The organism is Natronomonas pharaonis DSM 2160 (genome assembly GCF_000026045.1).
GTDB classification, from domain to species: Archaea; Halobacteriota; Halobacteria; order Halobacteriales; family Haloarculaceae; genus Natronomonas; species Natronomonas pharaonis.
Genome location: NC_007426.1, coordinates 1,350,713 through 1,375,643, shown reverse-complemented (window position 1 = coordinate 1,375,643; position 24,931 = coordinate 1,350,713). Strand labels below are relative to the sequence as shown.

Below are 24,931 nucleotides of genomic sequence, written 5' to 3'. Positions count from 1 at the left end.
TTATTACTGATAGCCAACTTGTCTTTTCCGTATGTTACTTCCACCGGAGAGGCCAGTTTCTCGGTCCGGCAGGCGGTGGTTACTTTTTCTCCCGCATCGCAGGGGAAGGCGAATGGGAATCGAATCCGGGCTGTTTGACCCCCAGCGTGTCGCCGTCGTCGGCGCGACAGAGCGCGACGGTGCCGTCGGGCGGGCCGTAATGGAGAATTTGGTCGATGATTTCGACGGCGAAGTAGTTCCGGTCAATCCGAACACCGACAGCGTCTTCGGACGCCGTAGCCGGGACCGTGTCGGAGAGACCGACGCCGACCTCGCCGTCGTCGTCGTTCCGGCACCGGAAGCCGTCGATGTTGTCGCGGCGGCTGGGGATGCAGGTATCAAGAATGTCGTTGTCATCTCCGCCGGGTTCAGCGAGACCGGCAGCGAGGGGACCGCCCGAGAGGAGGCGCTCGTCGAGGCCGCCGACCGCCACGGCATCAATGTTGTCGGTCCGAACTGTCTCGGCATTCTCTCGACTCCGACGGGGCTGAACGCGACGTTCAGCCCACGGAACGCCCGTCCCGGAAATATTTCATTCATGAGCCAGTCGGGGGCGCTTGTCACCGCCGTCCTCGACTGGGCGGCCGACCGCGGTATCGGCTTCAACGATGTCGTCTCGCTCGGCAACAAGGCTGTCCTCGATGAAACGGATTTCGTGGACACGTGGGGCGAAGACGACGACACGGATGTCGTTTTGGGTTACTTAGAGGACATTCAAAACGGGGCATCGTTCGTTGACGCCGCCGCTACAGCAACCGAATCGACGCCTGTCGCCGTGCTGAAGTCGGGTCGCACCGACGCCGGCGCGCAGGCTGCCTCCTCCCACACCGGAGCGGTCACCGGCAGCGAGGTTGCCTACGAGGCTGCCTTCGAAAAAGCCGGGGTACTCCCGGTGGCATCGACTGAGGAGCTCTTTGATGTCGGGGCGATGCTCGCCGGACAACCGCTTCCGGACACCGACGCGACGGCGGTCGTGACAAACGCCGGTGGACCGGGCGTGATGGCAGCCGACGCGGTCGGAGAAGCGACGCTAGCGTTGGCGTCTCTCAGCGGCACTACCCGCGACAGGCTTCGGGAGGTACTCCCCGATGCGGCGAGCGCTCGAAATCCCGTCGATGTCATCGGTGATGCTGATGCCGAGCGGTTTGCCGACGCGCTTGATGTCGTCCTCGAAGACGAAGGGGTCGGCTCGGCGGTCGTCATCGCCTGTCCGACTGCTGTCCTTGAGTTCGAGGAGCTGGCCGACGTACTCGCGTCGGTCCGTCGTCGCCGGGAGGAGCCGATAGCGGTCTGTCTGATGGCCGGCTCCGAGTCCGATGCCGCCCGAGAGCATCTCGCTGCGGCCGACATCCCGACGTATTTCGACCCGTCGCGGGCGGTCAGAGGGCTTGACGGCCTCGCTCGCTACCGGGCAGTCCGACAGCACGACCGCGGCGAGCCGACTGACTTCGATGTCGACCGAGAGCGTGCACGTAACATCCTTGCGTCCGTCGAAGACCGGCCGGATAACCGCCTCGGCATCGAGGCGATGGGGCTGCTTGATGCCTACGGCATCCCGACGCTCGATTCGGAGATCGTCGAGTCACCGGCAGCCGCCAGCGATGCCGCTGCGGCCATCGACGGCGATGTCGTGATGAAAATCGTCTCGCCGGATATCCTTCACAAGACCGACATCGGCGGCGTTGAAGTCGGCGTCGCCGCCGCCGAGGCCGCGGACATCTACGAAACGCTCGTTGCGCGGGCTCGCACGCGGCAGCCCGACGCCCGCATTCTCGGCGTTCAGGTACAGGCGATGGCTGATACCGATGCCGGCGTCGAGACCATCGTCGGGGCTACTCGCGACCCGCAGTTCGGGCCGCTCGTGGTGTTCGGCCTCGGCGGCATCTTCGTCGAAGTGCTCGAAGACACGACGGCGACGCTTGCTCCGCTCTCAGAACAGGAAGCGGAAGCGATGCTCGATGATATTGATGCGGCACCGCTTCTCCGCGGCGCTCGGGGGCGGGACCCGGTCGATGAGGCGGCGGTCGTCGAGACGATACAGCGCCTTTCACAGCTTGTCTCCGATTTCCCGGCAATTCTCGAACTGGATATCAACCCGCTCGTCGCAACGCCCGACGGCGTCGCAGCCGTCGACATACAGCTTACTGTCGACCCAGCAACCCTATGACCATACTCGTCACCTCGCTCGAACCAAGCACAGGCAAAACCGCGGTCACGCTGGCGGTGGCGGAGACGCTCCGCGAGCGCGATGAGACTGTCGGCTACATGAAACCGAAGGGGACGCGCCTCGAATCCGCCGTCGGAAAAACGCTCGATGAGGACCCGAAGCTCGCCCGGGAGCTGCTCGGCCTCGATGCGGAACTGCACGAACTGGAGCCAATCGTCTACTCTCCAACGTTTGTTACGGAGGTCGTTCGTGGCCGGGAAGACGAGGAGGCGCTCCGCGAACAGCTCGAAACGCAGTTCGAGTCGCTCGCTGAGGAGACAGACCGGATGCTACTGGAAGGCGGCGACACACTCTCGACCGGCCGCAGCGTCAACCTCTCGGACATCGATATCGCCGAGCTACTGGATGCGACAGTCGTCCTCGTCGCAAGCTACACGGAACCGAAAGATGTCGACGAACTACTCGATGCGGCCGACCGGCTCGGTGACCGGCTCGGCGGTATCCTGTTCAACGACGTGCCGGACGCGGCCTTCGATTCGCTTGCCACCGACGTTGTCCCATTTCTCGAATCCCGGGGCGTGCGCGTCTATGGGACCGTTCCCCGCGACGAAACGCTGTCTGGGAGTTCTGTCTCAGAAATCGCGGCCGAACTCGGCGCGGACGTGCTGACAAACAATGTTCCCACGGATGGGCTCGTCCAGCGGTTCGTCGTGGGCGCGACATCGGCTGGCGAGGTGCTCTCGGAGCTCCGCCGGGTCAGAGACGCTGCCCTCGTCACTGGCGGCGACCGGACCGACGTACAGACCGCCGCGCTTGAAGCGTCCGGCGTGGAGTGTCTCGTCTTGACCGGCGGGTTCAAGCCCTCCAGCGCGGTCGTCGGACGGGCGGAGTCAGCCGACGTGCCTGTGCTGGCAGTCCGCACCGACACGAAGACGACGCTGGACCGACTAGAGGCACTCGTCCGTTCTGGACGTACCCGCGACGCCGAAACCGTCGACCGGATGCAATCGCTGCTTGCCGACTACGCCGACATCGATGCGATGACCGAGCCGTAGCGGTCGCCGCTCATCGTGATGCTTTTGCCCGCGGCTGCCGAGAAATCGCCATGGACGACGCGGTAAAAATCGCTCTCGTTGCCGCGGTAGGCGTCATCGCAGCCATTATTGTCGCGGTGCCGGTTGTCAGCGACGAGCCGTTCCACCTCGGGCTGTATCTCAACCCGACGCTTCTGGCGTGGCTGCTCTTCGGATGGGGTGGAGTCGTGTTCCTCTACTTCAGCCGGCTGGATGCCCCGTGACTACCCGACTCGCGTTCCGGGGTTCCCACCGCGAAGGAACGCCGCTAGCCCGTCGATATCGAAAATGTATCCTGCAGCTTCGAGCGCCAGTAGTTGCTTGACTTTCCCGGCCATACCACCGGTTACGTCCGTCACGTCACTGCCTCCGAGTGCTTCCTCGATGTCTTCCAGCGACTGGATGCGGTCTACGACTGTCTCAGTCTGGTCGTAGACCCCCGGCACGGACGAACAGACGCCGACACGTTCGGCTGACACTGCCCTCGCTGCGGCGACGACGAGTTCGTCTCCGGAGAGAATGGTTGCCCCCTTGCCCCGATGGGCGACGACATCACCGCAGAGGACGGGGACGAACCCCGATTCCAGCATCGCCTCCACCGGCTCCCAACAGAACCGGAGCTCGTCGTTCGCCTCCCGGACACCGGCAGCAAACGGCTGCAACGGTACCGCCGGCACCCCGGCGTCGGCGAGCGCACCGACGACAGCGTCGTTGAGCCGCCGCATCGCGCCGGTGATGGCCCGCACCGCGGCCGCGTCGTCGGTCCCTTCGGTCGTCGAGACGCCGTGGGCAGCGGCGTGGTGGTGACCGAAACTTCCCCCGCCGTGGACGATGACCGGCTGTACATCCGCCGCAGCAATGGCCGCAGCGGCCTGCTGGAGCGCTTCCTCGTCAACCGTCTCCGGCGTCGCTTTCTCCGTGACGACGCTGCCGCCGAGCTTCAGTACTGTCGTCATTCTTCGACTCTGACACCGTCTGTATCCAGCGCTGCTCGGAACGCCGTCTCACAGCCGGGGGTGTACTCTAGGGCAGTGTGGGTCTGTTCGGTGCGGTCAAGCGCAACGATGCAGCCGCCGCCGCCGGCCCCGGTCAGCTTCGCTCCGAGCGCATCAGCCTCCCGTGCGGCCCATACCATTGTATCCAGCGACCGGGCGGAGACACCCAGCGCAGACAGCAGCCCATGGTTGAAGTCCATCAGCCGACCGACTTCTTCGATGTCGCCGCGCTGGAGAGCGGCCTCGCCTTTCCGGACGATGTCACCGATCGACTCGACGGTATCGGCCGCAAAATCGTACTCCTCGCGCAGCTCTCGGACGCCGGCCACAAGCTCGCCTGTATCGCCCGTTCCGCCGTCGTAGCCGACGACGAAGGGCAGCGTCGGCACGTCATCGAGCCGCCGACAGTCGTCGCCTCGGACGCGGACCGCGCCGCCAACGGCCGAACAGAACGTGTCGGCCCGCGATGCCTCTCCCGACTGCACCTCATACTCGACTTCGTAGGCGCGTTCGGCGACCGCTTGGGCGTCGAGTTCACCACCGAGCTCCCGAACTGCGGCGTCGATACCGGCCACGACGACGGCTGCCGAGGAGCCGAGTCCCGCCCCGAGTGGAATGTCACTTTCGACCGTGATATCGAACCCACACTCCTCGACATCCACAGCGTCAAGGGCCTGCTCGATTGCGCCGTCGATGTAGCCCATTGCCGCCTCAACCAGTGGCGCTGGAACATCGACGTCGGGTCTGTCGTTCGTTTCACCGCCCCACGTGACGGTGAAGCCGTCGAGCGTGAGGTCGTTTGCCTGCACCTGAAGCCGGTCGTCGTCGCGCTCCTCGACGGTAACACGCGCCCGTCGCTGGATGGCACACGGTACCGCCGGCTCGCCGTAGACGACGGCGTGTTCGCCGAAGAGGTACACCTTCCCCGGCGCGCTCGATGTGGTCATACCGGGTGATTGACGGGGGGCACAAAAAGCATACCCGAAGCGTTCTGCTGCCAAAGCCACAGCTAGCGGCTCGGTGTCGAGAGAAGACGCAAAACGCTGTCGCCGCTATGGCTCGGTCTCGAAGTCTTCGAGCGCGTAGGCCGGCTCGGCACCGCGGCGGTCGAGCGTCTCGTTTGCGAGCAGCCAGTAGATGACGCTGAGCGCCTTTCGACCCTTGTTGTTCGTCGGCACCACGAGGTCGACGTTCGATGTCGTGTTGTTGGAGTCACACATCGCGATGACCGGGATACCGACCGTGATGGCCTCCTTGACCGCTTGGGAGTCTCCAATGGGGTCGGTGACGACCACGACATCCGGCTCGATGTAGCCGTCGTAGTCGGGGTTCGTCAGCGTCCCCGGGATGAAGCGCCCGGTGCGAGCGCGAGCGCCGACGGCGTCGGCGAACTTCTCGGCCGGGAAGCGACCATACTGGCGCGAGGAGGCAACCAGAATCTGCTCTGGCTGGTAGTTCGAAAGGAACGACGCCGCTGTCCGGATACGCTGGTCAGTCTGGGAGACGTCGAGGACGTAGAGCCCGTCGGTTCGGACACGGTGGATGAACCGGTCCATCGATTTGGTCTTCTGCTGGGTACCGATGTGGACACCGGCCGCCAGATAGTCCTCGACCGGGATGAGGAGGTCGGCCTCGTCGTCCGGCATGACGTTTTCGTCGAGCACCGGCTCTTCGTCCGCTGGCTCCGCGTCGGTCTCTGGTTCGTCTGCTTCGGCCTCGTCGGCTGCCTCGTCGGCTGCCTCCTCGGCGGGCGGTTCGTCCGCTGTGGGGTCGGCCTCGTCGGCCGCGGCCGCCGGCTCCTCGAAGTCCTCTTCGAGCTCGTCTTCGAGCTCGTCGAGTTCCTCGTCGAGTTCGGCAGCGTCAGTCCCCTCGTCGTTTTCGCTCATGCGTTTGCCTCGATTCTGATGAGTTCGTTCAGCTTCGCGGTTCGCTCGCCGCCGACCGCGCCCGTCTTGATGAACGGAGCGTCGGTCGCAACAGCGAGGTGTGCGATGGTCGTGTCCTCAGTTTCGCCGCTTCGGTGGGAGACGACCGGGTCGTAGCCGTTCCGGGTCGCAAGCTCGATTGCGTCAAACGCGTCCGACAGTGTCCCGATCTGATTCGGTTTGATGAGGATACTGTTTGCGGCACCGTCGTCGATGCCACGCTGGAGCCGCTCGGTGTTGGTGACAAAGAGGTCGTCACCACAGATGAGCGTCCGGTCGCCGACGCGTTCGGTGAGTTCGGCGAACCCGCTGAAGTCGTCTTCGTCAAGCGGGTCCTCGACGTAGACGAGATTGTACTCCTCGACGAGGTCGGCGATATACGCCACCTGTTCGTCGGGAGACCTCGTCTCGTCGCCGTAGTGGTAGACGCCGTCCTCGTAGAGTTCGGCACCGGCCACGTCGAGGCCGAACCGAATCTCGAAGCCGACCTCGTCTTCGACGGCCGCGATGGCCTCCTCCATAATTTCGAAGGCCTCGCTGTCGTCAATCGAGGGTGCCCACGCGCCCTCGTCGCCCTTCGCTGCGGGCACGCCACGCTCATCGAGTTGGCGCTGGACCTCGCCGTGGACCTTCGCGTTCGCGAAGACGGCATCGGCGACCGACGGTGCTCCGACAGGGGCAGCGAGGAACTCTTGGATGTGTGTCGCGTCGGCGGCGTGTTCGCCACCACCGATGACGTTGCCGAGCGGGACCGGAAAGTCACGCCCGCGGAACGCGCCGCCGAGATGCTGGTACAGCGGCGCGCCGAGAACGTCGGCGGCAGCCTTCGCGGCAGCCATCGAGATGGCGACGGCGCTGTTGGCTCCGATTTCCGAGAAATCGTCGGTCCCGTCCGCGCCGTGGAGCGCGTTGTCGACGCCGCGCTGGTCGCCAGCGTACACCTGTCCCTCGATTCGCGGGACGGCAAGCTCGCGGGCCTGCGCAATGGCCTCTTCAGCGGGCCGTTCGACGGCCTCGTATTCGCCCGTCGATGCGCCCGACGGGGCCGCACCACGACCGAAGCCGCCGTTTTCCGTCCGCACCTCGGCCTCGACGGTCGGGTTGCCCCGGCTGTCGAGGATTTTCCGGAGTCTGACCTCAGTGATAAGCGTCATTTTTCACCCCGGTGGACGGTAAACGGCAGTGCGTCGGCGTCGTACTCCTCGGCGGCGACCAGTATCGGTTCCGTCTGGTCGGTTTCGATGAGTACCGGCGCGCCGTAGGACACCTGCAGGGCTCGCGCCCCGAGGATGCGTGCCTTCTCGTAGCGGTTGGTTCCTCTCATTGGTAGGGGGAGACGATGTCGACGAGGTCCTTGTGGGAGACGAGCATTCGCCGACAGCAGGCTCGCTCGACACCGAGTTCGTCGAGGACCTCCGCCGGGTCTTCATCGCCCTCGCGGGCGCGTTCCTTGAACTCCCCCCAGTGCTCGCCGACGACGGTTCCGCACGTGAAACACCGGACCGGTACCATCATACCTGCATCACCTCAGCGGTAGGACTTCTGGTAGCGAGCCCGTGCGCCGGGGCCGCCCCACTTTTTCGGTTCGGACTGCCGCACGTCGTTGACGAGCAGCGACCGGTCGAAGGACATGAACGCGTCACGGAGCTCGGCGTCGTTGGTATGTTCGACGAGCCCGCGGGCGATGGCTGTCCGGACAGCGTCGGCCTGTCCGGCGAAGCCGCCGCCAGAGACGGTGACTTCGATGTCGACCTCGTCGCGGAGGTCGTCGGCAGCGATGCGGAACGGTTCGAGCATCTTCAGCCGCGCCTGCTCGGGTTCGACCAGCTCGACGGGTTCGGCGTTGATGCGAACCCGCCCGGAGCCGTCCGAAACCGTCGCTCGGGCGACGGCCGTCTTCTTCTTTCCGGATGTGTTAGTTACCATGTGACGTTAGCACCCAAGTTCTCGCTGACTTCACCGAGCGAGACGAACTTGATGTTCGAGAGCCGGTCAAGCGAGGTGTCCTCAAGAACCTCCGCCTCTTCATAGGGGTTGCCCATGTAGATGCGGACGTTCTCGAAGGCCTCGCGACCGCGTGTCGTCTTGTATGGAAGCATCCCTCGCACGGAGCGCTTGAAGATGCGGTCCGGCCGCTTGGGGTATCGGGGGCCACGGTCGGAGCCGACCTCGTCGCGCTTGCGGTAGACTTCCATGATGTCGTCTTCGCTGCCCGTGATGACCGCCTGCTCGGCGTTGACAACGGCGATGCGCTCGCCGTCGAGGGCTCGCTCTGCGACCTGCGATGCGACGCGACCGAGGATACAGTCGCGAGCATCGATAACGACATCCGCGTCGAATTCTGCGTAACTCATCGAATCACCCGTACGTTGGAACCGTCGGGGTTGTCTTCGAGTGCCTGTTCGAGTTCGATTGCGTCGCCAACCTGGTCGATTTTCGTCTGGGCCGTCGACGAGAAGTCGACAGCAGCGACAGTGACCTCCTTTCGGAGGGCACCGGACCCGAGCACCTTGCCGGGCACGATGACGGTTTCGTCCTCTCGGGCGTATCGTTCGATACGACCCAGATTAACTTCCGCGTGCGTGCTCCGGGGCTTTTCGAGGCGCTCGGCCACATCGCTCCAGACCTCGCCACCGCCGTTGCGGGCGGTCGACTTCAGGTCGGCGATGAGACTGGATAGCCTCGGGTTCGTCTTGCTACTCATCGTTATTACTCCTGAGAAGTGGATGCAGGGAGCAGGATTTGAACCTGCGGACCTCTACAGGACAGCGCCCTGAACGCTGCGCCGTTGGCCTGACTTGGCTATCCCTGCTCGCAGTAGGTGTTTCTGTATCCCCACTAAAGCCCCTTTCGGTCCGTCGGCCCCAATCGCCGGAACGCGCGGCTGCTCCGCCGTTCGGCGCTGGGGCGACCGTCTGTGTATGGGGGTGGGGAATCATTGTGGTGTGTTATAGTGCGACTGCTTCTTCGAGCTCGTCGGCGCGGGCGGCGATGGACTCGGCCGCCTTGAGGACCAGTTCCTCAACCGGCATCGAGCCGTCAGTTTCGACATCGAAGACGAAGGCGTTGGGAACTTCCTCGACTTCGACTTCTTTGCCGGGGTACCGCTGGCTGAGGTCGTTGTCGAACTCACCAGTCTCGATGAGATCGCCGTCTTCCTCGATAACACCGCGGAGTATCTCCGGTTCGTCGTCTTCGAACTCGCCTTTCTCGCCGACGACCTCGACCCGCTGGAGGTGTCGGTACCCGACTGCGACGCCGCCCTGATGTTTGGCGTGGTCCTTGCCGCGACCGAGCGTCGCGTCGGCTTCGAGTTCGAGTTGCTGGTCGTCCTTTAGCTCGATTATCGGAATGTTTTCGTCCGCTGGCTGTACCTTGTCGTCGCTGGAGACGAGGTCGCCCGAGTACGCCGTTGCGGGACCTTCGACGTCGATAGCCAGCGTGACTGTCTCGCCCGGCTCGTAGTCGTCAGGGGTCGTAAGCGGCACCAGCCCGAGCCGAAGCGCGAGCTGCTCGTCGAACATGACCGACGAGTTCTCGACGACACGAAGCGTGTCGATAGAGAGCGTCGGTACGTCGGCAATCATCGCCCGACGAAGCCCGTTGGCGAACGCGGGGGTAACGCCACGAACGAGGAATCTCGCGCTTCGTTCGTCGCGGTCGATGAACGTTACCTCGTACTCCTCAGACATGTTAGAACCCAGCGTTCTTCGGTCCGCGCGTACCGTCGTGCGGAATCGGAGTTACGTCTTCGATACGGCCGATTTCGAGGCCGGCACGAGCGAGGGCGCGGATCGTCGCCTGAGCGCCCGGTCCGGGGTTCTGCTGTTGGTTTCCGCCGGGGCCGCGGACGCGGACGTGAACGCCGTCAATGCCGGCGTCTTTGACATCCTCGGCGACGACTTCGGCCATCTGCATCGCCGCGTACGGCGATGCTTCGTCGCGGTTCTGCTTCACGACCGTTCCGCCGGACGACTTCACAATCGTCTCGGCGCCGGTCATGTCCGTTACCGTGATAATCGTGTTGTTGAACGAGGCATACACGTTCGCGATGCCCCAGGTGGTGTCGTCTGCCATTTATTGTCCCTCCGCGCGTTCGGGGTGGAGATCGTCCGCGAGCGGACTCGTCTCGTCGAACTCGATTTCGCCTTCCTCGGCGACATCAACCTTGTACGACGGCGCGCTCACACGTGCGCCGTTGACGGTGACGTGGCCGTGGGCGATGAACTGCCGGGCCTGCTGGGGCGTGTTGCCGAGGCCCTTCCGGTAGGCGACCGTCTGCAGTCGCCGCTCGAGAATATCGGTGACATCCAGCGAAAGGATGTCGTCGAGGCTGTCCTCGTCGTCGAGGACACCGATGCGCTTGAGCCGGGCGAGGAATTCGCTGCCGGCCTCGGCTGCAGCCACGGTGTCACCCTGGGCCTCACCGATGAGGCGTCGGGCCTCACGACGGTAGTCACGAAGCTCCGACTGGGCACGCCACAGCTCTTCTTTGTTGACGAGACCGTAGCGGGAAAGCAGGTCGCCCTCCTCGGCGATACGCTCGCCCTGGAAGGGGTGATTCGGCGTTTCGTAGAACTTGGTGTTGCTTCCGAGCGCCATTATTCTTCGTCGCCTCCGTCCTCAGCCTGTTCTTCCTTGATAGCCTCAACGTTGACACCGATGGTGCCCTCGGTTCGGCCGGTAGACTTGGTTCGCTGACCGCGGACCTTCTGGCCGCGCTTGTGGCGGACGCCGCGATAGGCGTCGATTTTCTTCATCCGGTTGATGTCCTGCCGGCGGCTCATCTGGAGGTCGTTGCCGATCTCGTGGGTCGTCTCACCGGTGAAGAAGTCTTTCTGGTGGTTCGTGAGCCACTCGGGGACTTCGTCGCCGTACTCTTCGACCGCTGCGACGACATCGTCGATTTTCTCCTCGTCGAGCGCGCCGAGAACGTCTCGGCGGTCGACTTCTGCCTTTTCCGCGATGATGCGAGCGACGCGTCGACCGATACCGTTCATGTCGGTCAGCGCACGCTCGACGCTTTTCGTTCCGTCGAGGTCTGTCTGTCCGATGCGGACGAAGTACTGAAGGTCTTCGTCTTCCTCGTCCGCTTGGGGTTCTTCCGTGCTCATGTGTGGTTGGTTAGCGTCGTGGCGGGGATTTGAACCCCGGAGGCTTGCGCCACAGAGTTAGCAACCCTGCGCCTTGGGCCATGCTTGGCTACCACGACTCGCGTGTGTATCTTCGCCCTCTCGGACTCGGGGGCGCGGCCCCCTACATCGATTGCAACCGTCGATACCCGACCGGTGTACTTAAACTATGCGGATGCCGGCCCCTGTGACAACGCTCACCGAAGTAGCGAAATGACCCGGCAACGCGGCTGGCAAGTAGTCTCAGTCTTCGCCGCGTTCGGGGAGTCCACCCTGCTCGGAGACACGCAGAATCGTCCGCATGTTCCGGTAGATATCTTCCGGAGTAGTCTCCTCCTTGGGGTCGTATAGGTCCGAAACCCGGTATAGAAGCGCCGCTAGCTGTTCGCTTTCGCTGCTGTCATCACGAACGTCCTCCGCGACTGCCCGCAGCATCGCGACCCGTTCGTTGTCCGCGTGCGTCTGGTCGTCCATCACTTACCGGTCTGCCGCTGACACCTGCCGCCGTCGGACGATGCCCTGCATGTTCGCCGTCCGCTCGGTGAACGACCGTAGCGCCTCGCCGGTCTCGTCATCCTCATCGAGAACGACTGGCCTGCCGGCGTCACCACCTTCCCTGACGGCCGGATCAAGCGGAATCCGCCCGAGAAACGGCATCTCGACATCGTCCGCGAAGGACTCGCCGCCGCCGCTGCCGAAGATGTCGTGTTCGCTGCCACAGTCCGGACAGACGAACCCGGACATGTTCTCGACGATTCCCAGCACCGGCGTGTCGTGCTCGCCGAACATCTGCAGTCCCTTCTCGGCGTCGTCGAGCGCCACCTTCTGGGGCGTCGTGACGATGACCGCTCCCGAAACCGGCACCGACTGCAGTAGCGTCAGCTGGGTGTCGCCTGTTCCGGGCGGTAGGTCGACGACCATGTAATCAAGCGCCCCCCACTCGACATCCTCCCACAGCTGTGTGAGTACCTTGTGCACCATCGGTCCGCGCCAGATGACTGGGTCGTCCTCACCGACCAGAAAGTCCATGCTCATCAGCTTCATCCCGTACTTTTCGGGCGGGATGATGGTCTCCTGTTCGGTCGCCTTCGGCTGGTCGTCAGCCTCGACCATCCGGGGCACGTTCGGTCCGTAAACGTCGGCGTCAAACAGCCCGACGCGAGCCCCGAGTTGCGAGAGTCCGGCGGCGAGGTTCACCGCCACAGTCGATTTCCCGACGCCGCCTTTCCCGGAGGCGACCGCGATGATGTTCTCGACGTCGGGCAGAATCTGTTCGTCGGCCGAGAGCCCGGTGTCGACGCTCGCGGTGAGGTCGATTTCGCGGTCCAACTCCGACAGCGCGTCGCGAACCGTCCCCGCCAGTTCAGTCTCGGTCGGTGAGTACGGTGCACCAAGCGCGAGGTCGACGTGTATCGTCTCGGCGTCGATATTGACATCGTTGACAAGCCCAAGCGAGACGATGTCGTCACCCAAATCGGGGTCTTCGACGGCAGCCAGCCGGTCTAAAACCGTCTCTTCGTTCATACCCTCCGTTAGGGCCGGAGCCGCCGATAAGGATTGTGGAGCGGTCTGCCGCCTCAGGTAACTAGAAGTGGTTACGAACACCGGCAAAACGGCATCGGTTTTAAGCAACCACAATCGAATCTTCCGGTATGCTCGAAGACGGGTTCGGGAGAGAAACGACGGGGGTCAGAATCTCGCTCACCGACCGGTGTAACTTCGACTGCGTTTACTGCCACAACGAGGGGCTTGGCGACACCCGTGGGCCGATGGAACCCGCAGAAGACGAGATGAGCACCGATGATGTCATCCGGTTCCTCGAGGTCGCCGCCGAGTTCGATATCCAGAGCGCCAAGTTCACCGGCGGCGAGCCGATGCTCCGTGAGGACCTCGAAACCATCGTCCGTCGCACCCCCGACTCCATCGAGACCTCCTTGACGACCAACGGGACGTTTCTCCCCGACCGTGCGACCGCGCTCGTCGATGCCGGCCTCGAACGGGTCAACGTCTCACAGGACGCGCTCTCGCCGAAAGCGTTCCAAACGGTCACCAAAAGCTCGGCCTACGACGACGTCATGGCGGGCATTGACGCCGCCCTCGATGCCGGCCTCGCCCCCGTGAAGCTCAACATGGTCGTGTTCGAACAGACCGCCGGGTACGTCCCCGAGATGGTCGACCACGTCGCCGACAACGAGGGGCTCCAGCTCCAGCTCATCGAATACATGCCCGAACTCGCCGGCCGCCCCGAGTGGGCGGTCGACATCGAACGCGTCCACGAGTGGCTGGCCGACCAAGCCGACCGTGTCGACCGCCGCGAGATGCACGGCCGGAACCGCTATTTCGTCGGGGAGGACGACCCGGACCGCCCCGGCGGAATGGTCGAAATCGTCGACCCAGTCGGCAACGCAGATTTCTGTGCGAACTGCCATCGCGTTCGCGTGACGCATGAAGGGTATCTAAAGGGCTGTCTCAACCGCAACGACGACCTCAAGAGCATGGGCGAGATGACGAAACCGGAAATCCGTGAGGCGTTCCGCGAGACGGTGGACGAACGGGTTCCGTACTACGGGGAGTACATGGTACAAGACGAGAACGGCGAGTGGCGGTTCAACGAAGAGTATATCAGCGCTTAGGTGTCCGGATGCTCGCGGCAGAAGTTCTGTGTGGCGTATATTGTTCCGTCCTCGGTTACGTAGACGCCGACGCCGGAGACGTTATGTCCTTGGCTCTTTAGATTCTCATAGTGACCTTCTGAGTCAACCCACCGTTCGACGAGGGATTCGGCTATTTCATTTACGCCTCGATCTTGTTTATGTCCAATAATTATATTCTCGCCGACTAACGTACACCCGTCATACATTTCGTGCCTATCGGTCTGGTCATTCCCATCTGTATCTACATGCGCATAGAAGTCTCCAGTCGCCATACTTTTGCTGTGGCCCCGGGCAATCCGCCTAACCCTCTCTGACTTTTCCAGCCGCTGTCTGTCCAGCGATTCCCGCTTATCATTTATTTTGTGGTGTATCTCGTCTTCTAGCCGCTCACCATCAATCGACGAATGGTTCGAAGAAGACGGGTTTGGAACCCCGGAGAGTTTTGTCTCTCCGTTGGAGGGCTCTTCTTTGTCAATTGAGTTGTTGTCATTCCCGACCGTCGTACACAGCTCGAACGCGCCCACGATGACGACAGGGAGGACAACAAAGAGAAGGATTACTGCCGAAATGATATTTAAGATTGTTTTGGCATTCATTTCTATTCAGGGAGGCACCGGCTTTCGTTTTGTTCGGCTCGTCTGAGTGCATCCTCACGGATTCGCTGGGACTCATCGTGTCTTTCTTCCAGAGACAGTTCAGCAGCGGTTGCAACATCGGCCATTACTTCGTCCATATCCGAAGCAAAGCAACGGAGGTCATCAAACACGGGTACCATCCTCGGAATCGGCGTTCCGCTACCGTGTGCTTCATTGAATTCTTTTTTAGCGCTACTGAACCGCTCGCTGATCTCGGTGTAGTGCTCCGGAGAATCCGGGGACCGTTCACCCATCTCCCACGTCTGAGACTCAGAAACTAGTTTCATTCCGGTTGAGACATCTCTGAGTCCTCGATATGCGGGGACGGCCCAGCTATATATTTCAGCAGCCATAGCCGCCTCCATCTTGGCGACCTCCGTGCTGTATTCACCATTAACCCTCTGGCTCCCTGGAAGACGGTCAATTCGGTGTTCTATAGTGTCGGCGTTCCCCGGTAGGTAATCAAGTGCCTCTAGAGCCTCTTCAGCGTGCTTGGAAGCAGCTCCATAATTATTTCGCATAAACATGTGCTGGTACATTGTGCCGGAAGCGAAGACATCGTTGAGCAGTAGCCGGAGCTCAATACGGGAGTAGAGGAGACGGGAAGCGGGAACGAGCTCGTTAGCGCGGTCCGTATTCTGGCCTTCGAACGAGTCGCGGATGTCTTTGACCGTTTCAAAGAGACGTTCGTGGTCGAAGGATCCTTCGAACGCGTCGGTATCGAAGGCTAGCTCCCCGTTCTCGTCGACTACTGGTACCGATTCAATCTCACTGGAGACGTACTCCAATCGGGTGTTCGCGTCTTGGATGTCTGAGGAGGACGGCTTCGATGTTTTATTTTCCGCAGGTCTGTTTTCTTTCGATGACGCCGGTGATAGCTGGGAACAGCCGGCGACGACACCTGCGAAGGCAGCTACGGACCCAAGTAATGCCCGTCGGCCGACAGTCTTGTTGGCTACTAATTCGTCTCGGTTCATGCCGATTCACCTCCCGACCGAACATACCCAAAGGCGCTGTCGACGCCGTCAACGACACCGTCTGCTATGTCTGAAGCTTGGTCAACAAGCCCGTCTTCTTCGGGCTGTGTGATGATGGTGACGTGTATCTTATCGACCTCATCGCGATTTTCGAGGGGGTTCGGCCCCTCAGTACGCTCAACATCTCTCAAGCCGTACTCGTGGTACGTTCCGCTTTTGTCCGGTGAGTAGACGTGAGATGTCTCCCCATGAGATTCGATTTGATGCGCGACCTGCGAGCACATGTCGATGCTATCGCCGGTTATCGTACACGAATGCTCCTGCCGCTCTTCTCCATAAACCTGTGACTGAATCCCCTCCCATGCGCTTCCGCCGGCCTGCTCCATTATTGGCTGCCCCCACGGAGCGTTTTCTCCGTCATCGAAGCTGTATTCAGTTACTTCAGTTCCGATGTATGCCGAGTCGGCTACGTCGGCACCCGCATTCCGATTTTGGTAGTAGCCGTCGGCCTCGTAGATGACCGACTCTTCATTATTCGGATCCCCTATGCGTGGCGTTTCTTCCGGCGTCTCCTCGGGCGTCGGCGTCTCCGTCCCACCGGACGACCCGCCCGACGACCCACCGCTCGGTTCCGGCGGTGCTTCAGCTTGCACGAACAGTTCCTCATAGGTCGTTCGGCCGTTGACATCTCGAACCACGACCTGTAGCCGATACGTGTCCGGGTCGCCGAAGGCAAACTGGAACGCATCAGTGTCCACGCCGCCATCCAGCGGCCGTTCGGTGACGATGTCATCCTCGACGGCCCACGAAACCGTTTCGAGCTCAGCGTCGGGGCTTTCGGCCGCTGCCTCGAACGTTGCCGGGTCGTCGGTGTCGACAGTTAGTGGCCCGTCAAGCTCGACACTCGGCCCCGCGTCGGTGACGGTAACATAGAGCGTATCTGTGGCGCGCTGGCTCGCCCCATCAGTGACAGACAGCGTCACCTCGTACGTTCCGGGAGCAGACGGCGTGAACTCCGTCCGCGAACAGGTCATACAGGACGTGTAGACTGTCGTCCCGCCGTCGTGGGTAACGTCCCACTGATAGGTCTGTATCTCACCGTCCGGATGTGTCGACCCGGTGCCGTCGAGTTGGACTGTGGTGTTGACCGAGACTTCCTGGTCAAGGCCGGCGTCAGCCATCGGCTCATCTGCTGCCGCAACGCCCGACAGCGCCGCGACAGCGACGATGCCGACCGCGATCGTGATTCGCCAGTGCATTCGATGTGCCGCAGGCTCCTTCGTATTGGAATAAAAAGCTTCGTAAACAGGAGTAAATTAAATAGCGCTAGAATATAGCTGTCAGAGATAGACACTGAAATATTGTCAGCAGGTACCCGAATCACGCGTCGGCTTGGGGTTGCCGTGTGTCAAGGTCCGCAAGTGCCCAGAGGACGACACGGGCTTCAACGAGGTCTCTCGCCTCAACGAGGTCATCACCATCTTCGTAGCGGTCGACAGCCGATTCGGCCTTCTCGCGGAGTTCCCGTTCGAGCGGTCGCTGGTCCGGTTCGTCGCGGACATCGTTTAACAGCGCCTCGAAATCCTCTCTGAGGACGAACGACGCCCGGCCGGCGTTGCAGCGGGACAGCGGGCTCATCCCGGTCTCCAGCACTAGGTCTTTGACCGTCTGCCAGTCGTCTTCACAAAAGTACAGCGAGACAGCACCCTCGATGTCCTGCCACGCTATCGGCCCGGAGTGTTTTAGCAGTTGAATCGCGCGCGGCGGGATGTCGATGCGGTGGTCCGGTTCCGGACGCCCGCAGAGACAGCAGGGCTTCTCCGTGCGGCCTGTATACATATTATTGGATAGGGGCGCGACCCGCTTGTGTGTGCCGCTACCGGCGGGGCGTGAGTATTTATTCCCGGCTGTTGTATCGGCGTCTATGTCGAACACTCAGCGTCGGTTGGAGGCGGCATGTCCGGTCGTCGAGTCGATGGACCAAATCGGCTCAAAATGGCGGCTGCTCGTGCTGCATGACCTCCAGCACGGCGAAAAGCGGTTCAACGAACTGAAGCGTTCGACGGGGGCCAACTCCCGAACGCTGTCGCGCGTGCTTGACGACCTTCAGGAGACGGAGTTCGTCGAGCGACGACTCGAAGAGGACGCACCGGTTGCGACGTACTACTCATTAACACAGAAGGGTCGCTCGCTCGCGCCGGTGTTCGACGAAATCGAAGAATGGGCCGACGAGTGGCTCGAAATCGAGTGAGAAACTACTCGTAGCGCTCGGGGTAGGCCGACGCAAGCAGCTCGGGGTCTTCGAGGAGCAGTTCTCGAACCGGGGCGACGACTTCGTCAATGGCGGCGGCGGCAGCGGGCTTGAGGTCAGCGGGGTGTAGCTCTCCGGAGACGAAGTCCGCCTCAAGCTCGTCGTAGGTCCCGTATTCAAGGTCGCCGCCGTACTTTTCCGGCCGCTCGACGACGAACGACGTGTCGCGCTGGTCAAACACCGGGAAGACGAGGTATTCGAGATACTCCAAGACGCCGTTTTCTTCGGTCTCTCCGGCTGGGCAGTACGCGCCGCCGATCTTCTCGTCGATGGCTTCCCCATCGTCAGTGAGGTTTATTTTCGACCCTGCTTCCGAAGCGGACATCTTGCCGCCGGAAAGTCCCGACAGCAGGGGGGCGAACACGCAGGCCGGCTTGTCGTAGCCGTGGTCGGGAAGCTGTTCGCGGGCGAGCATGTAGATGCCGCGCTGGTCGATGCCGCCGTAGGCGATGTCAGCGTCGAGCGCGGCGACGTCAAGCGCCTGCATCAGCGTGTACACGAGGCTGCCGAGAGAGGGGTTCTCGGACTGTCGGACAACCTCGCTGCCGGCTCGCTGGGCTCGGGAAAGCGTCGTATCGGCCAGCAGTCGGTAGAGGTCGAGGGTATACGGCTCGTCGAGCTGGAAGTCCGTCCCGCGGATGAACGAGATACCGTCGGGGTCGGCACCCGCAGCAGCTATCATCCCCTCGATGGCCCGCTCGTAGTACTCCGACCGGGCCTCCAGCAGCTCAAAGGGGCTTTTGGCGTCATCGAGGTGTGCGTGAAGGTCGGCGACGAGGACCGTCACATCGAGGCCGGCGTCGATGAAGTCGGCCAACTTCCGCATCGTCGTGAAGTGGCCGATGTGCATCTCACCAGTCGGCGCGTAGCCGATGTACGCCGTCGGCTCGTCTTGTTCCTCGAACAACGTCTCAATCTCGTCGCGCTCGATTACCTCCTCGGTAAACCGAGCGACGAGGTCCGTCCGCTCGACCGTGTCCATACGCCCGCTTCCGGTAGATAGCCGATAAAACGTTCGGGTTGTCGCCCCGGTACATCCGTGTTAGGCCCCCTCATAACATCGAGGTTACCCGGTAACACTAATGTTGCCAAACTGATATATTAGTTCGAGCGTGTACCAGCTTGTGTAATGATACTAGCTTCGACGACGAACTCGCAGCCAGCAAGCGAACGATTTGGAACCGCCAGCCGACCAGTGGAGGGGACTGACGATGTTTGAGAGCGCCGGCGCTGACATCGTATTCGTGCTCGCCCGCGTCCTGTTCGGTGCGACGCTCGCGTTCACCGGCGTCAACCACTTCCTCGATACCGACGGGATGGCCGAGTACGCTGAATTCAAGGGGCTTCCGTTCCCTCGGGCATCCGTCCTTCTCAGCGGCGGGCTACTCGTCTTCGGTGGGCTTTCGGTTGTTGCCGGAGTGGTTCCTGCCATCGGTGCCGGCGGGCTAGCGCTGTTTTTGCTCGCTTCGGCGGTAACGATGCACGACTTCTGGAACATGGACGGCGAAGAGGCACAAAACGAGATGAACGCCTTCCTCAAGAACGTCTTCGGAGCCGGGGGCGCGCTGGCCTTCCTCGCGGTTGCCGGCTCAACGTGGCCGTACGCGCTCAACATCGGGCTGGTCTAAGGCTCACCTACGGTGGGCGGTGACCCACCGGCTTCAGAGCGGGCGCGTAGGCATCGGTTCTACCGGCCCCGTCGCCCTCTGTCGTTTCGCCCAATTCCCACGGTGAAAAACGAACGGGTACTTATATTATACTCGATAATCGACGTTCAGATATGACCTACACGTGCCGCAACTGCAAACGGACGTTCACGAACGAACTACAGTACGAACTCCACCGCGACACCTGCTCGTCGGAAGCGCTCGTCTGTGAGTGCTGCGGCGAACAGTTCTCCGAGCGGCGGGCGACCCGCGACGGATGGCATTACGAGTGTCCGAACGACGACTGCGACGGGACCGGCATCGATGACGACCTGCATTCGGTACGCGATTTCAGCGTCACCACACCGAAGTGAGCGGCACTCGGACCTCGTTTCTGCGGTCGCAACGCTTAGGATTCGGCAGCGGCGACCACACCTGTGAACCTCTCTGCTGTTGACCTGTCGCCGGTCCCTGACGACGGAACCGCGACGGAGGCATACGCCGACACCGTTGAGGCCGCCGAACAGGCCGAGCGCCTCGGCTTGACTCGGTACTGGGTCGCTGAACACCACGGGATGGCCGACACGCTCGCCGGCACGACCCCCGAGGTGTTGCTCGGGCGGCTGGCGGCGGCGACCGACTCGATACGGCTCGGGAGCGGTGCGGTCCTGCTCAACCATTACAGCCCGCTCAAGGTCGCCGAGATATTCGGCGCGCTCGACGGCCTCGCGCCGGGGCGGGTCGACGCCGGCCTCGGTCGCGCAAACGGGTCGCCGGCAGTCGACCGGGCGCTCGGGACCGAACGGCACGTCCGGAACCCCGACGAGGACCACGCGGAGAAGATCGAAGCCGTCGTTGCCCATCTCTATGACGACTTTCCTGACGGCCATGAGTACGCCGACATCACCATCCCACGGTCGGGAGCGGGGCCGGCGGTACCGTGGGTGCTCGGGTCGAGCCCCTCCAGCGCCGCCGTCGCCGGCCGGCTCGGCCTCCGGTACTGCTTTGCGGCCTTCATCCGCCCGCAGTTCATGCCGCGCGCATTCGAGACCTACCGCGAGGAGTTCGAAGCCTCGCCGCTGGCCGGCGGCGTCGACGAGCCGCAGGCGATGGTTGCTGTCAACGCTGTCTGTGCACCGACAGACGAGGCGGCCGCCCGGCAGCGGTCCGTCGCCGAGGCCGTCTACGCGCGAATGCAGCGCGGCACCGTCGGAGCGCGGCCGTCAGTCGAGACAGCCATCGACGAGCTTGGTGGTGTTCCCGACCCCACGCCGACATCGCTCGATATCGATGCGTGGCCGCGCGCCATCTCCGGCAGCCCGGAAACGGTTGCGGCGCTTTTCGACCAACTCGCCGACGAACTCGGCGTCGACGAGGTGATGGTCCAACAGACCGTTGGTGACCACGAGACCAAGCTTCGGTCACACGAGTTGCTCGCCGACGCGGTCGGCACGTAGTCGGCGGCTTCCGTCGACGATTCGCGGCACGGATTTTTGTAACCGGGGGGCGTTCGACCGCACGTGATAGAGGTACGCGACCTTCGGAAGGAATACGGGGGGTTCGCTGCGGTCGAAGGAAGCACATTCAGCGTCGACAGTGGGGAAGTCTTCGGCGTCATCGGGCCGAACGGAGCCGGCAAGACGACGACACTGAAGGCTATCGCCGGACTGCTTGAGCCGACTTCGGGGACGGTCGCCATCAACGGCGAACCGGCCGATAGCCGCGAGACACGACGCCGCCTCGGCTTTCTCCCCGAGGAGTCGCCGCTTTACGAGGAGATGTCACCGCGGTCGTATCTCCGATTCTTTGCCGACCTCTACGATGTCCCGCGCGAGGTTGCCAACCAGCGCATCGAAAACACGCTCGACCGGCTGGAGTTGGCTCACCGCGAACGGGCTTTAGGCGACATGTCGAAGGGAATGAAGCGGAAAGTCGCCATCGCCCGCTCGCTGGTCAACGACCCAGACGTGCTGGTCTACGACGAACCGGCGTCCGGTCTCGACCCGCTGACGACGAACTACATCATCGAGTTCACGAAGGAACTCGCCGAGGAGGGCCGCACCGTCGTCTTCTCGGCACACAATCTCTACCACGTCGAGGAGGTCTGCGACCGGGTCGCGATTATGAACGAGGGCAAAATCGTCACGAAGGGGCCGCTCTCCGAACTCCGGGAGACGTACGGCGAGACGGAGTATCACGTCTTTACGACCGTCGAGGTTCCCGGCTCGGTCGAGGACGACGACAGATACCGGCGCGTCGTCGACGATATTGATGCTGTTGAGGCCGTCCGAGAAGCCGCCGTAGAGCGGGGCGGCCGCCTTGCTGATATCCGGACCGTGGAGCCGAGTCTCGAAGGGCTCTTTCTGGACGTTGCTTCGGGCCGGAACGAAAGAAACGACCGGAGCGCAGCCGAGCACAGCCAGCAAACCACCGCCGACCGACCGACAGAGGGCTGATGCGGCCGCGAACGCTGCTGCGCATCGCGCGCTGGGAATCAACGAAAGGTGTCGGCGGTATCGACCGGGGAGCCGTCGCGGTCGCGGTCGCTGCGGTCGCGTTCGCGCTGGCGGTCGGGGCGGTCGCCGTCGTCGGCGGAGTCGCTCTCGAAGACGGCATCTACCGTGTCGGCGTCGACGAAGACTCGCCGTATCATGACCCGGTCGCCGAGGACCCGACGTTCGCTGTCGTTGACCCGGCTGCCGGTGTCGATACTGGACCGGCGTCTCCAACCGGCGTTGACGGCCTCGTCATCGGCGGCTTTGCGGGTGACGACCGATATGACCTCTATATTGACGACCGGCCCGACGAGACGGCCATCTACCTCGCTGTCGAGGACGGCGAGCCGACCGGAAAGAGCCTGGCGGCGCTTGCTTCCTTCCGGAACGCCGTCGAGCAGTACAACGACCGCCGGATGCTCGCCGAGGACAACCAGACGGCCGCGTTCCCGGTGACAGTGACAATGCAGTTCGTCGAGCGGGACCGTGGCATTACGGTCGCACCGCCGGACGAACAAATCGACGACGAAACGGATGGCGAAGCGGCTCCGGCTGACGATGGCGACGAGACAGCGCCCGGAGCGCCCGACGGGGACGACACCGATACCGACGCCGATGATAGGGCAATCGGTGCGCCGTCGCTCGGTGCATTCGACCTCTTCGGCGCACAGCAAACGACCGGCTCGCCGTCCGATATCCAGCCGCCGTTCCCGTTCCAGTCGCTCGTGCTTGCGTTCCTGTTTGTGCTGCCGTTGAACTTCCTCATCCAAGCCTACGGGAGCTCGATGCTCTCGGAACGGCTCGACAGGCGCGGCGAACTGCTGTTGGTCGCACCCGTGAGCCGCAGCGAAATCGTCCTCGGCAAGACCCTGCCGTACATCGCTGCGTCGATTGCCATCGCTGCTGTCATCGTCGGAGGACTCCGCGTACTCGGGGCGACGGCGGGGGCGCTGTCCGTGGCTGCTGTCGTCCCGCTGGCGCTGCTGTTCCTCGGAACAACGTTCCTCGGAGCGATGTTCGCCCGGTCGTTCAAGGAACTCACGTTCGTGACGGTGACGATAAGCACCGTCCTCACGACGTATGCATTCGTACCGGCCATCTTCGCCGAAACCAGCCGAGTCGCCTTCGTCTCGCCGCTGACGCTGGCTATCAAGGACCTGACCGGTGCCGGCGTGACGGCCGCGGAGTTCGTCTTCTCGACTGGCCCGCCGACGCTTGTGGCCGCGCTCTGTTTTCTGCTCGGCATCGGCATCTACCGCGAGGAGGACCTTTTCACCCAGCGGCCCGTCCATCAAAAGGCGATGGACGCCCTCGCCGCACGGATTCACCGTCCGCGGAGCGTCGCCGTCGTCGTCGCGCTGCTCGTCCCGTTTGTCTTCATCGCGGAGCTGTTGGCGGTTGCGCTGCTTTTTGCGCTGCCGGTGACGCTGTCGATTCCGCTCGTCTTCGCGGTCATCGCCGTCATCGAAGAACTCGCCAAGGGACTGCCGATATACGCCGGGTTTGAGAGTTCTCGGTACGAGCGGACGCTCGGCGTCGCCGTCGCTGCCGGCATCGCCTCGGGCGTCGGCTTCTTCCTCGCCGAGAAGTTGACGCTTGCCGTCCAGCTCGTCGGGTTGCCGGAGCTTGCGGTCGCCGACGCCGCCTTCCAGACCGGGTTTGGAACGGGAGACGTGGCGCTGATTGCAGTGTTGGCGCTCGCCCCGCTTGCGCTTCATGTGGTCACGGCGACGATTTCGTCGCTCGGAGCCCGGCGGAGCAGGGGCGCTTTCGCTGTCGGCCTCGCGGTTGCGATGCTCGTACACCTCATCTACAACGTCGCGGTGGTGAGTACCCTTGTCTAAGACGACTATCGCCGGCCGCGAGCTGCGGTCGCTCTCCCGTGAGAAGACCATCGTGCTCGCGTTGCTCATTCAGCTTGTCATCGCCGGCTTCTCGTCGTTCTTGGTTGTCGGGTTGACATCGCTGTACGAGCCGGGAGCGGCGGCTGATGACGTTATCGTCGGGGCGACCGGCGAGGAAACCGACGCGCTCGTCGAGGCCGCTGGTGAGGTTGATGGGCTCGTCGTTCGGCCGTACGACGACCGCAGTGAGGCCCGAGCAGCGTTCGAGGACAATCGGGTGCAAGCGACCGCTCATGTCGAGCGCGCTGAGGGGCGGATAGCGGTGCGTATAGAAGCGCCGCAGGCAAGCGTCCAGAAAACGTTCATCGTCGTCCAACTGCGGGCCGCGCTCGAAACCCTCGAACGGAACGAGCGGGCCGACCGCAGCGAGTATCTCTCGGTGCTGCCGCTTTCTGTCCCCCCCAGCGTTGATGCGAGTCCCTACTTCGGGTTCTCCTACACCGTGCTCGTTCCGCTCTTGGTCTTCCTCCCGGTGTTCATCAGCGGCGCGGTTGTCGTCGACTCGCTGACCGAGGAAATAGAACGGGGGACACTGGAGCTGTTGCGAGTAACGCCCGCGTCGCTGCTCGATATCGTCGACGGAAAAGCCGGGGTCATGGCCGTGTTGACGCCGCTGCAGGTGGTCCTCTGGCTTGCGTTGCTCGCCATCAACGACATCGCCATCGCGAACGTCGCGCCGATACTGGCAATCGCGACCAGTTTCGCTGCCCTCGCTGTCGTCTTTGCGGCCGCACTCGCGGTCGCCATACCGGTCAGACAGCGGGCACAGCTGACCTACTCGTTCGGCATGCTCGCGGCCTTCGCCGCGGTCGCGTTGCTTCCGGAACACCCTGCGACGAGTATCGCGCTGTTTGCCATCAACAGCCCGACGACGACCACCTACGCCCATCTCGCCGGCTACTGTCTCGTCGCTGTCGCCGCCGTCGTCGCGTTCCGTTGGTGGATAGGGACGCTGGACGCTGAGTCGCTCGGCTGACT

Annotated in this window: 31 protein-coding genes and 2 tRNA genes; 11 read left to right on the top strand and 22 right to left on the bottom strand. The window is 62.9% G+C overall.

Features of this window, described 5'->3' with window-relative positions; translation table 11 throughout:
* Positions 1–112: 112 nt before the first annotated feature.
* Genes NP_RS07065 through NP_RS07055 form a run of 3 tightly spaced genes read left to right on the top strand, consistent with a single transcriptional unit; the run spans position 113 to position 3,503 of the window.
* A complete protein-coding gene (locus NP_RS07065) occupies positions 113–2,206 on the top strand; it encodes an acetate--CoA ligase family protein (protein ID WP_011323145.1) in 2,094 nt (697 codons plus the stop codon).
* On the top strand, positions 2,203–3,261 hold the full coding sequence (locus NP_RS07060) for a phosphotransacetylase family protein (RefSeq protein ID WP_011323144.1): 1,059 nt from the start codon (positions 2,203–2,205) through the stop codon (positions 3,259–3,261). The genes NP_RS07065 and NP_RS07060 overlap by 4 nt, the downstream gene beginning before the upstream one ends.
* Positions 3,262–3,311: 50 nt before the next feature.
* Complete coding sequence (locus tag NP_RS07055; protein WP_011323143.1) at positions 3,312–3,503, top strand: hypothetical protein; 192 nt, start codon at positions 3,312–3,314, stop codon at positions 3,501–3,503.
* Here the strand turns inward: NP_RS07055 and NP_RS07050 are convergent, their stop codons facing one another.
* The 17 genes from NP_RS07050 to NP_RS06970 all read right to left on the bottom strand — a co-directional run bounded on the left by NP_RS07050 (position 3,504) and on the right by NP_RS06970 (position 12,855).
* Positions 3,504–4,235 carry an isopentenyl phosphate kinase gene (locus NP_RS07050; RefSeq protein ID WP_011323142.1) on the bottom strand — a complete coding sequence of 244 codons (732 nt, stop codon included), beginning with the start codon at positions 4,233–4,235 and terminating at the stop codon, positions 3,504–3,506. It abuts the gene before it with no gap.
* Positions 4,232–5,221, bottom strand: a complete 990-nt coding sequence (mvk, locus tag NP_RS07045) for a mevalonate kinase (RefSeq protein WP_011323141.1) — start codon at positions 5,219–5,221, stop codon at positions 4,232–4,234. The genes NP_RS07050 and mvk overlap by 4 nt, the downstream gene beginning before the upstream one ends.
* A 105-nt stretch (positions 5,222–5,326) precedes the next feature.
* Entirely contained in the window at positions 5,327–6,160 is an 834-nt protein-coding gene (gene rpsB, locus NP_RS07040) for a 30S ribosomal protein S2 (RefSeq protein WP_011323140.1), read from the bottom strand.
* Positions 6,157–7,353 (bottom strand): phosphopyruvate hydratase, encoded by a 1,197-nt coding sequence (eno, locus tag NP_RS07035; protein WP_011323139.1) that lies wholly within the window; start codon positions 7,351–7,353, stop codon positions 6,157–6,159. Before eno ends, rpsB begins: the two co-directional genes overlap by 4 nt.
* Positions 7,350–7,523: a DNA-directed RNA polymerase subunit K gene (locus NP_RS07030; RefSeq protein ID WP_011323138.1), complete on the bottom strand. Its 174-nt coding sequence runs from the start codon at positions 7,521–7,523 to the stop codon at positions 7,350–7,352. Before NP_RS07030 ends, eno begins: the two co-directional genes overlap by 4 nt.
* Entirely contained in the window at positions 7,520–7,714 is a 195-nt protein-coding gene (locus NP_RS07025; RefSeq protein WP_011323137.1) for a DNA-directed RNA polymerase subunit N, read from the bottom strand. The genes NP_RS07030 and NP_RS07025 overlap by 4 nt, the downstream gene beginning before the upstream one ends.
* Before the next feature lie 12 nt (positions 7,715–7,726).
* Complete coding sequence (locus NP_RS07020; RefSeq protein WP_011323136.1) at positions 7,727–8,125, bottom strand: 30S ribosomal protein S9; 399 nt, start codon at positions 8,123–8,125, stop codon at positions 7,727–7,729.
* Positions 8,119–8,553: a 50S ribosomal protein L13 gene (locus NP_RS07015; RefSeq protein ID WP_011323135.1), complete on the bottom strand. Its 435-nt coding sequence runs from the start codon at positions 8,551–8,553 to the stop codon at positions 8,119–8,121. Before NP_RS07015 ends, NP_RS07020 begins: the two co-directional genes overlap by 7 nt.
* Positions 8,550–8,903 carry a 50S ribosomal protein L18e gene (locus NP_RS07010; RefSeq protein WP_011323134.1) on the bottom strand — a complete coding sequence of 118 codons (354 nt, stop codon included), beginning with the start codon at positions 8,901–8,903 and terminating at the stop codon, positions 8,550–8,552. Before NP_RS07010 ends, NP_RS07015 begins: the two co-directional genes overlap by 4 nt.
* 23 nt (positions 8,904–8,926) lie before the next feature.
* Positions 8,927–9,011: transfer RNA gene (locus tag NP_RS07005), tRNA-Leu, on the bottom strand.
* Positions 9,012–9,147: 136 nt separating this feature from the next.
* Positions 9,148–9,891: a DNA-directed RNA polymerase subunit D gene (locus NP_RS07000; RefSeq protein ID WP_011323133.1), complete on the bottom strand. Its 744-nt coding sequence runs from the start codon at positions 9,889–9,891 to the stop codon at positions 9,148–9,150.
* A 1-nt stretch (position 9,892) separates the two neighbouring features.
* On the bottom strand, positions 9,893–10,276 hold the full coding sequence (locus NP_RS06995) for a 30S ribosomal protein S11 (protein WP_011323132.1): 384 nt from the start codon (positions 10,274–10,276) through the stop codon (positions 9,893–9,895).
* Positions 10,277–10,801: a 30S ribosomal protein S4 gene (locus NP_RS06990; protein WP_011323131.1), complete on the bottom strand. Its 525-nt coding sequence runs from the start codon at positions 10,799–10,801 to the stop codon at positions 10,277–10,279.
* Entirely contained in the window at positions 10,801–11,313 is a 513-nt protein-coding gene (locus NP_RS06985) for a 30S ribosomal protein S13 (protein ID WP_011323130.1), read from the bottom strand. The genes NP_RS06990 and NP_RS06985 overlap by 1 nt, the downstream gene beginning before the upstream one ends.
* A gap of 14 nt (positions 11,314–11,327) precedes the next feature.
* Positions 11,328–11,411 (bottom strand) — tRNA-Ser (locus tag NP_RS06980).
* A gap of 163 nt (positions 11,412–11,574) precedes the next feature.
* Complete coding sequence (locus tag NP_RS06975) at positions 11,575–11,805, bottom strand: hypothetical protein (RefSeq protein ID WP_011323129.1); 231 nt, start codon at positions 11,803–11,805, stop codon at positions 11,575–11,577.
* A 3-nt stretch (positions 11,806–11,808) separates the two neighbouring features.
* Entirely contained in the window at positions 11,809–12,855 is a 1,047-nt protein-coding gene (locus NP_RS06970) for an Mrp/NBP35 family ATP-binding protein (protein ID WP_011323128.1), read from the bottom strand.
* A 128-nt stretch (positions 12,856–12,983) separates the two neighbouring features.
* Between NP_RS06970 and moaA the strand changes: the two genes are divergently transcribed.
* Positions 12,984–13,964, top strand: a complete 981-nt coding sequence (moaA, locus tag NP_RS06965; RefSeq protein WP_011323127.1) for a GTP 3',8-cyclase MoaA — start codon at positions 12,984–12,986, stop codon at positions 13,962–13,964.
* Here moaA and NP_RS06960 read toward each other — a convergent pair.
* From NP_RS06960 to NP_RS06945, 4 genes are all read right to left on the bottom strand, one after another.
* Positions 13,961–14,509: a CAP domain-containing protein gene (locus NP_RS06960; protein WP_158303756.1), complete on the bottom strand. Its 549-nt coding sequence runs from the start codon at positions 14,507–14,509 to the stop codon at positions 13,961–13,963. The genes moaA and NP_RS06960 overlap by 4 nt on opposite strands.
* Positions 14,510–14,583: 74 nt before the next feature.
* Complete coding sequence (locus NP_RS06955) at positions 14,584–15,597, bottom strand: hypothetical protein (protein WP_011323125.1); 1,014 nt, start codon at positions 15,595–15,597, stop codon at positions 14,584–14,586.
* A complete protein-coding gene (locus tag NP_RS06950) occupies positions 15,594–16,856 on the bottom strand; it encodes a PKD domain-containing protein (protein WP_011323124.1) in 1,263 nt (420 codons plus the stop codon). The genes NP_RS06955 and NP_RS06950 overlap by 4 nt, the downstream gene beginning before the upstream one ends.
* 121 nt (positions 16,857–16,977) lie before the next feature.
* Positions 16,978–17,436: a hypothetical protein gene (locus NP_RS06945; RefSeq protein ID WP_011323123.1), complete on the bottom strand. Its 459-nt coding sequence runs from the start codon at positions 17,434–17,436 to the stop codon at positions 16,978–16,980.
* An 85-nt stretch (positions 17,437–17,521) separates the two neighbouring features.
* Between NP_RS06945 and NP_RS06940 the strand changes: the two genes are divergently transcribed.
* Positions 17,522–17,848 (top strand): winged helix-turn-helix transcriptional regulator, encoded by a 327-nt coding sequence (locus NP_RS06940; protein WP_011323122.1) that lies wholly within the window; start codon positions 17,522–17,524, stop codon positions 17,846–17,848.
* Between the two features lie 4 nt (positions 17,849–17,852).
* Here the strand turns inward: NP_RS06940 and NP_RS06935 are convergent, their stop codons facing one another.
* Positions 17,853–18,890, bottom strand: coding sequence for a tyrosine--tRNA ligase (locus tag NP_RS06935; protein WP_011323121.1), 1,038 nt, complete (start codon positions 18,888–18,890; stop codon positions 17,853–17,855).
* A 229-nt stretch (positions 18,891–19,119) separates the two neighbouring features.
* Between NP_RS06935 and NP_RS06930 the strand changes: the two genes are divergently transcribed.
* The 6 genes from NP_RS06930 to NP_RS06905 all read left to right on the top strand — a co-directional run bounded on the left by NP_RS06930 (position 19,120) and on the right by NP_RS06905 (position 24,929).
* Positions 19,120–19,536, top strand: coding sequence for a DoxX family protein (locus NP_RS06930; RefSeq protein ID WP_011323120.1), 417 nt, complete (start codon positions 19,120–19,122; stop codon positions 19,534–19,536).
* A 152-nt stretch (positions 19,537–19,688) separates the two neighbouring features.
* Positions 19,689–19,928 carry a hypothetical protein gene (locus NP_RS06925; protein WP_011323119.1) on the top strand — a complete coding sequence of 80 codons (240 nt, stop codon included), beginning with the start codon at positions 19,689–19,691 and terminating at the stop codon, positions 19,926–19,928.
* 63 nt (positions 19,929–19,991) lie between these two features.
* A complete protein-coding gene (locus NP_RS06920; protein ID WP_011323118.1) occupies positions 19,992–21,011 on the top strand; it encodes an LLM class flavin-dependent oxidoreductase in 1,020 nt (339 codons plus the stop codon).
* A 63-nt stretch (positions 21,012–21,074) separates the two neighbouring features.
* Positions 21,075–22,010, top strand: coding sequence for an ABC transporter ATP-binding protein (locus NP_RS06915; RefSeq protein WP_011323117.1), 936 nt, complete (start codon positions 21,075–21,077; stop codon positions 22,008–22,010).
* On the top strand, positions 22,010–23,893 hold the full coding sequence (locus tag NP_RS06910; protein WP_011323116.1) for an ABC transporter permease family protein: 1,884 nt from the start codon (positions 22,010–22,012) through the stop codon (positions 23,891–23,893). Before NP_RS06915 ends, NP_RS06910 begins: the two co-directional genes overlap by 1 nt.
* On the top strand, positions 23,886–24,929 hold the full coding sequence (locus NP_RS06905; RefSeq protein ID WP_049939556.1) for an ABC transporter permease: 1,044 nt from the start codon (positions 23,886–23,888) through the stop codon (positions 24,927–24,929). Before NP_RS06910 ends, NP_RS06905 begins: the two co-directional genes overlap by 8 nt.
* Positions 24,930–24,931 lie beyond the last annotated feature (2 nt).

Excerpts from the sequence above, each read along its gene's own strand:
- NP_RS07065 (WP_011323145.1), top strand. The coding sequence starts at position 113 with ATGGGAATCGAATCCGGGCTGTTTGACCCCCAGCGTGTCGCCGTCGTC.
- NP_RS07060 (WP_011323144.1), top strand. The coding sequence starts at position 2,203 with ATGACCATACTCGTCACCTCGCTCGAACCAAGCACAGGCAAAACCGCG.
- NP_RS07055 (WP_011323143.1), top strand. The coding sequence starts at position 3,312 with ATGGACGACGCGGTAAAAATCGCTCTCGTTGCCGCGGTAGGCGTCATC.
- NP_RS07050 (WP_011323142.1), bottom strand. The coding sequence starts at position 4,235 with ATGACGACAGTACTGAAGCTCGGCGGCAGCGTCGTCACGGAGAAAGCG.
- mvk (WP_011323141.1), bottom strand. The coding sequence starts at position 5,221 with ATGACCACATCGAGCGCGCCGGGGAAGGTGTACCTCTTCGGCGAACAC.
- rpsB (WP_011323140.1), bottom strand. The coding sequence starts at position 6,160 with ATGAGCGAAAACGACGAGGGGACTGACGCTGCCGAACTCGACGAGGAA.
- eno (WP_011323139.1), bottom strand. The coding sequence starts at position 7,353 with ATGACGCTTATCACTGAGGTCAGACTCCGGAAAATCCTCGACAGCCGG.
- NP_RS07030 (WP_011323138.1), bottom strand. The coding sequence starts at position 7,523 with ATGAGAGGAACCAACCGCTACGAGAAGGCACGCATCCTCGGGGCGCGA.
- NP_RS07025 (WP_011323137.1), bottom strand. The coding sequence starts at position 7,714 with ATGATGGTACCGGTCCGGTGTTTCACGTGCGGAACCGTCGTCGGCGAG.
- NP_RS07020 (WP_011323136.1), bottom strand. The coding sequence starts at position 8,125 with ATGGTAACTAACACATCCGGAAAGAAGAAGACGGCCGTCGCCCGAGCG.
- NP_RS07015 (WP_011323135.1), bottom strand. The coding sequence starts at position 8,553 with ATGAGTTACGCAGAATTCGACGCGGATGTCGTTATCGATGCTCGCGAC.
- NP_RS07010 (WP_011323134.1), bottom strand. The coding sequence starts at position 8,903 with ATGAGTAGCAAGACGAACCCGAGGCTATCCAGTCTCATCGCCGACCTG.
- NP_RS07000 (WP_011323133.1), bottom strand. The coding sequence starts at position 9,891 with ATGTCTGAGGAGTACGAGGTAACGTTCATCGACCGCGACGAACGAAGC.
- NP_RS06995 (WP_011323132.1), bottom strand. The coding sequence starts at position 10,276 with ATGGCAGACGACACCACCTGGGGCATCGCGAACGTGTATGCCTCGTTC.
- NP_RS06990 (WP_011323131.1), bottom strand. The coding sequence starts at position 10,801 with ATGGCGCTCGGAAGCAACACCAAGTTCTACGAAACGCCGAATCACCCC.
- NP_RS06985 (WP_011323130.1), bottom strand. The coding sequence starts at position 11,313 with ATGAGCACGGAAGAACCCCAAGCGGACGAGGAAGACGAAGACCTTCAG.
- NP_RS06975 (WP_011323129.1), bottom strand. The coding sequence starts at position 11,805 with ATGGACGACCAGACGCACGCGGACAACGAACGGGTCGCGATGCTGCGG.
- NP_RS06970 (WP_011323128.1), bottom strand. The coding sequence starts at position 12,855 with ATGAACGAAGAGACGGTTTTAGACCGGCTGGCTGCCGTCGAAGACCCC.
- moaA (WP_011323127.1), top strand. The coding sequence starts at position 12,984 with ATGCTCGAAGACGGGTTCGGGAGAGAAACGACGGGGGTCAGAATCTCG.
- NP_RS06955 (WP_011323125.1), bottom strand. The coding sequence starts at position 15,597 with ATGAACCGAGACGAATTAGTAGCCAACAAGACTGTCGGCCGACGGGCA.
- NP_RS06950 (WP_011323124.1), bottom strand. The coding sequence starts at position 16,856 with ATGCACTGGCGAATCACGATCGCGGTCGGCATCGTCGCTGTCGCGGCG.
- NP_RS06945 (WP_011323123.1), bottom strand. The coding sequence starts at position 17,436 with ATGTATACAGGCCGCACGGAGAAGCCCTGCTGTCTCTGCGGGCGTCCG.
- NP_RS06940 (WP_011323122.1), top strand. The coding sequence starts at position 17,522 with ATGTCGAACACTCAGCGTCGGTTGGAGGCGGCATGTCCGGTCGTCGAG.
- NP_RS06935 (WP_011323121.1), bottom strand. The coding sequence starts at position 18,890 with ATGGACACGGTCGAGCGGACGGACCTCGTCGCTCGGTTTACCGAGGAG.
- NP_RS06930 (WP_011323120.1), top strand. The coding sequence starts at position 19,120 with ATGTTTGAGAGCGCCGGCGCTGACATCGTATTCGTGCTCGCCCGCGTC.
- NP_RS06925 (WP_011323119.1), top strand. The coding sequence starts at position 19,689 with ATGACCTACACGTGCCGCAACTGCAAACGGACGTTCACGAACGAACTA.
- NP_RS06910 (WP_011323116.1), top strand. The coding sequence starts at position 22,010 with ATGCGGCCGCGAACGCTGCTGCGCATCGCGCGCTGGGAATCAACGAAA.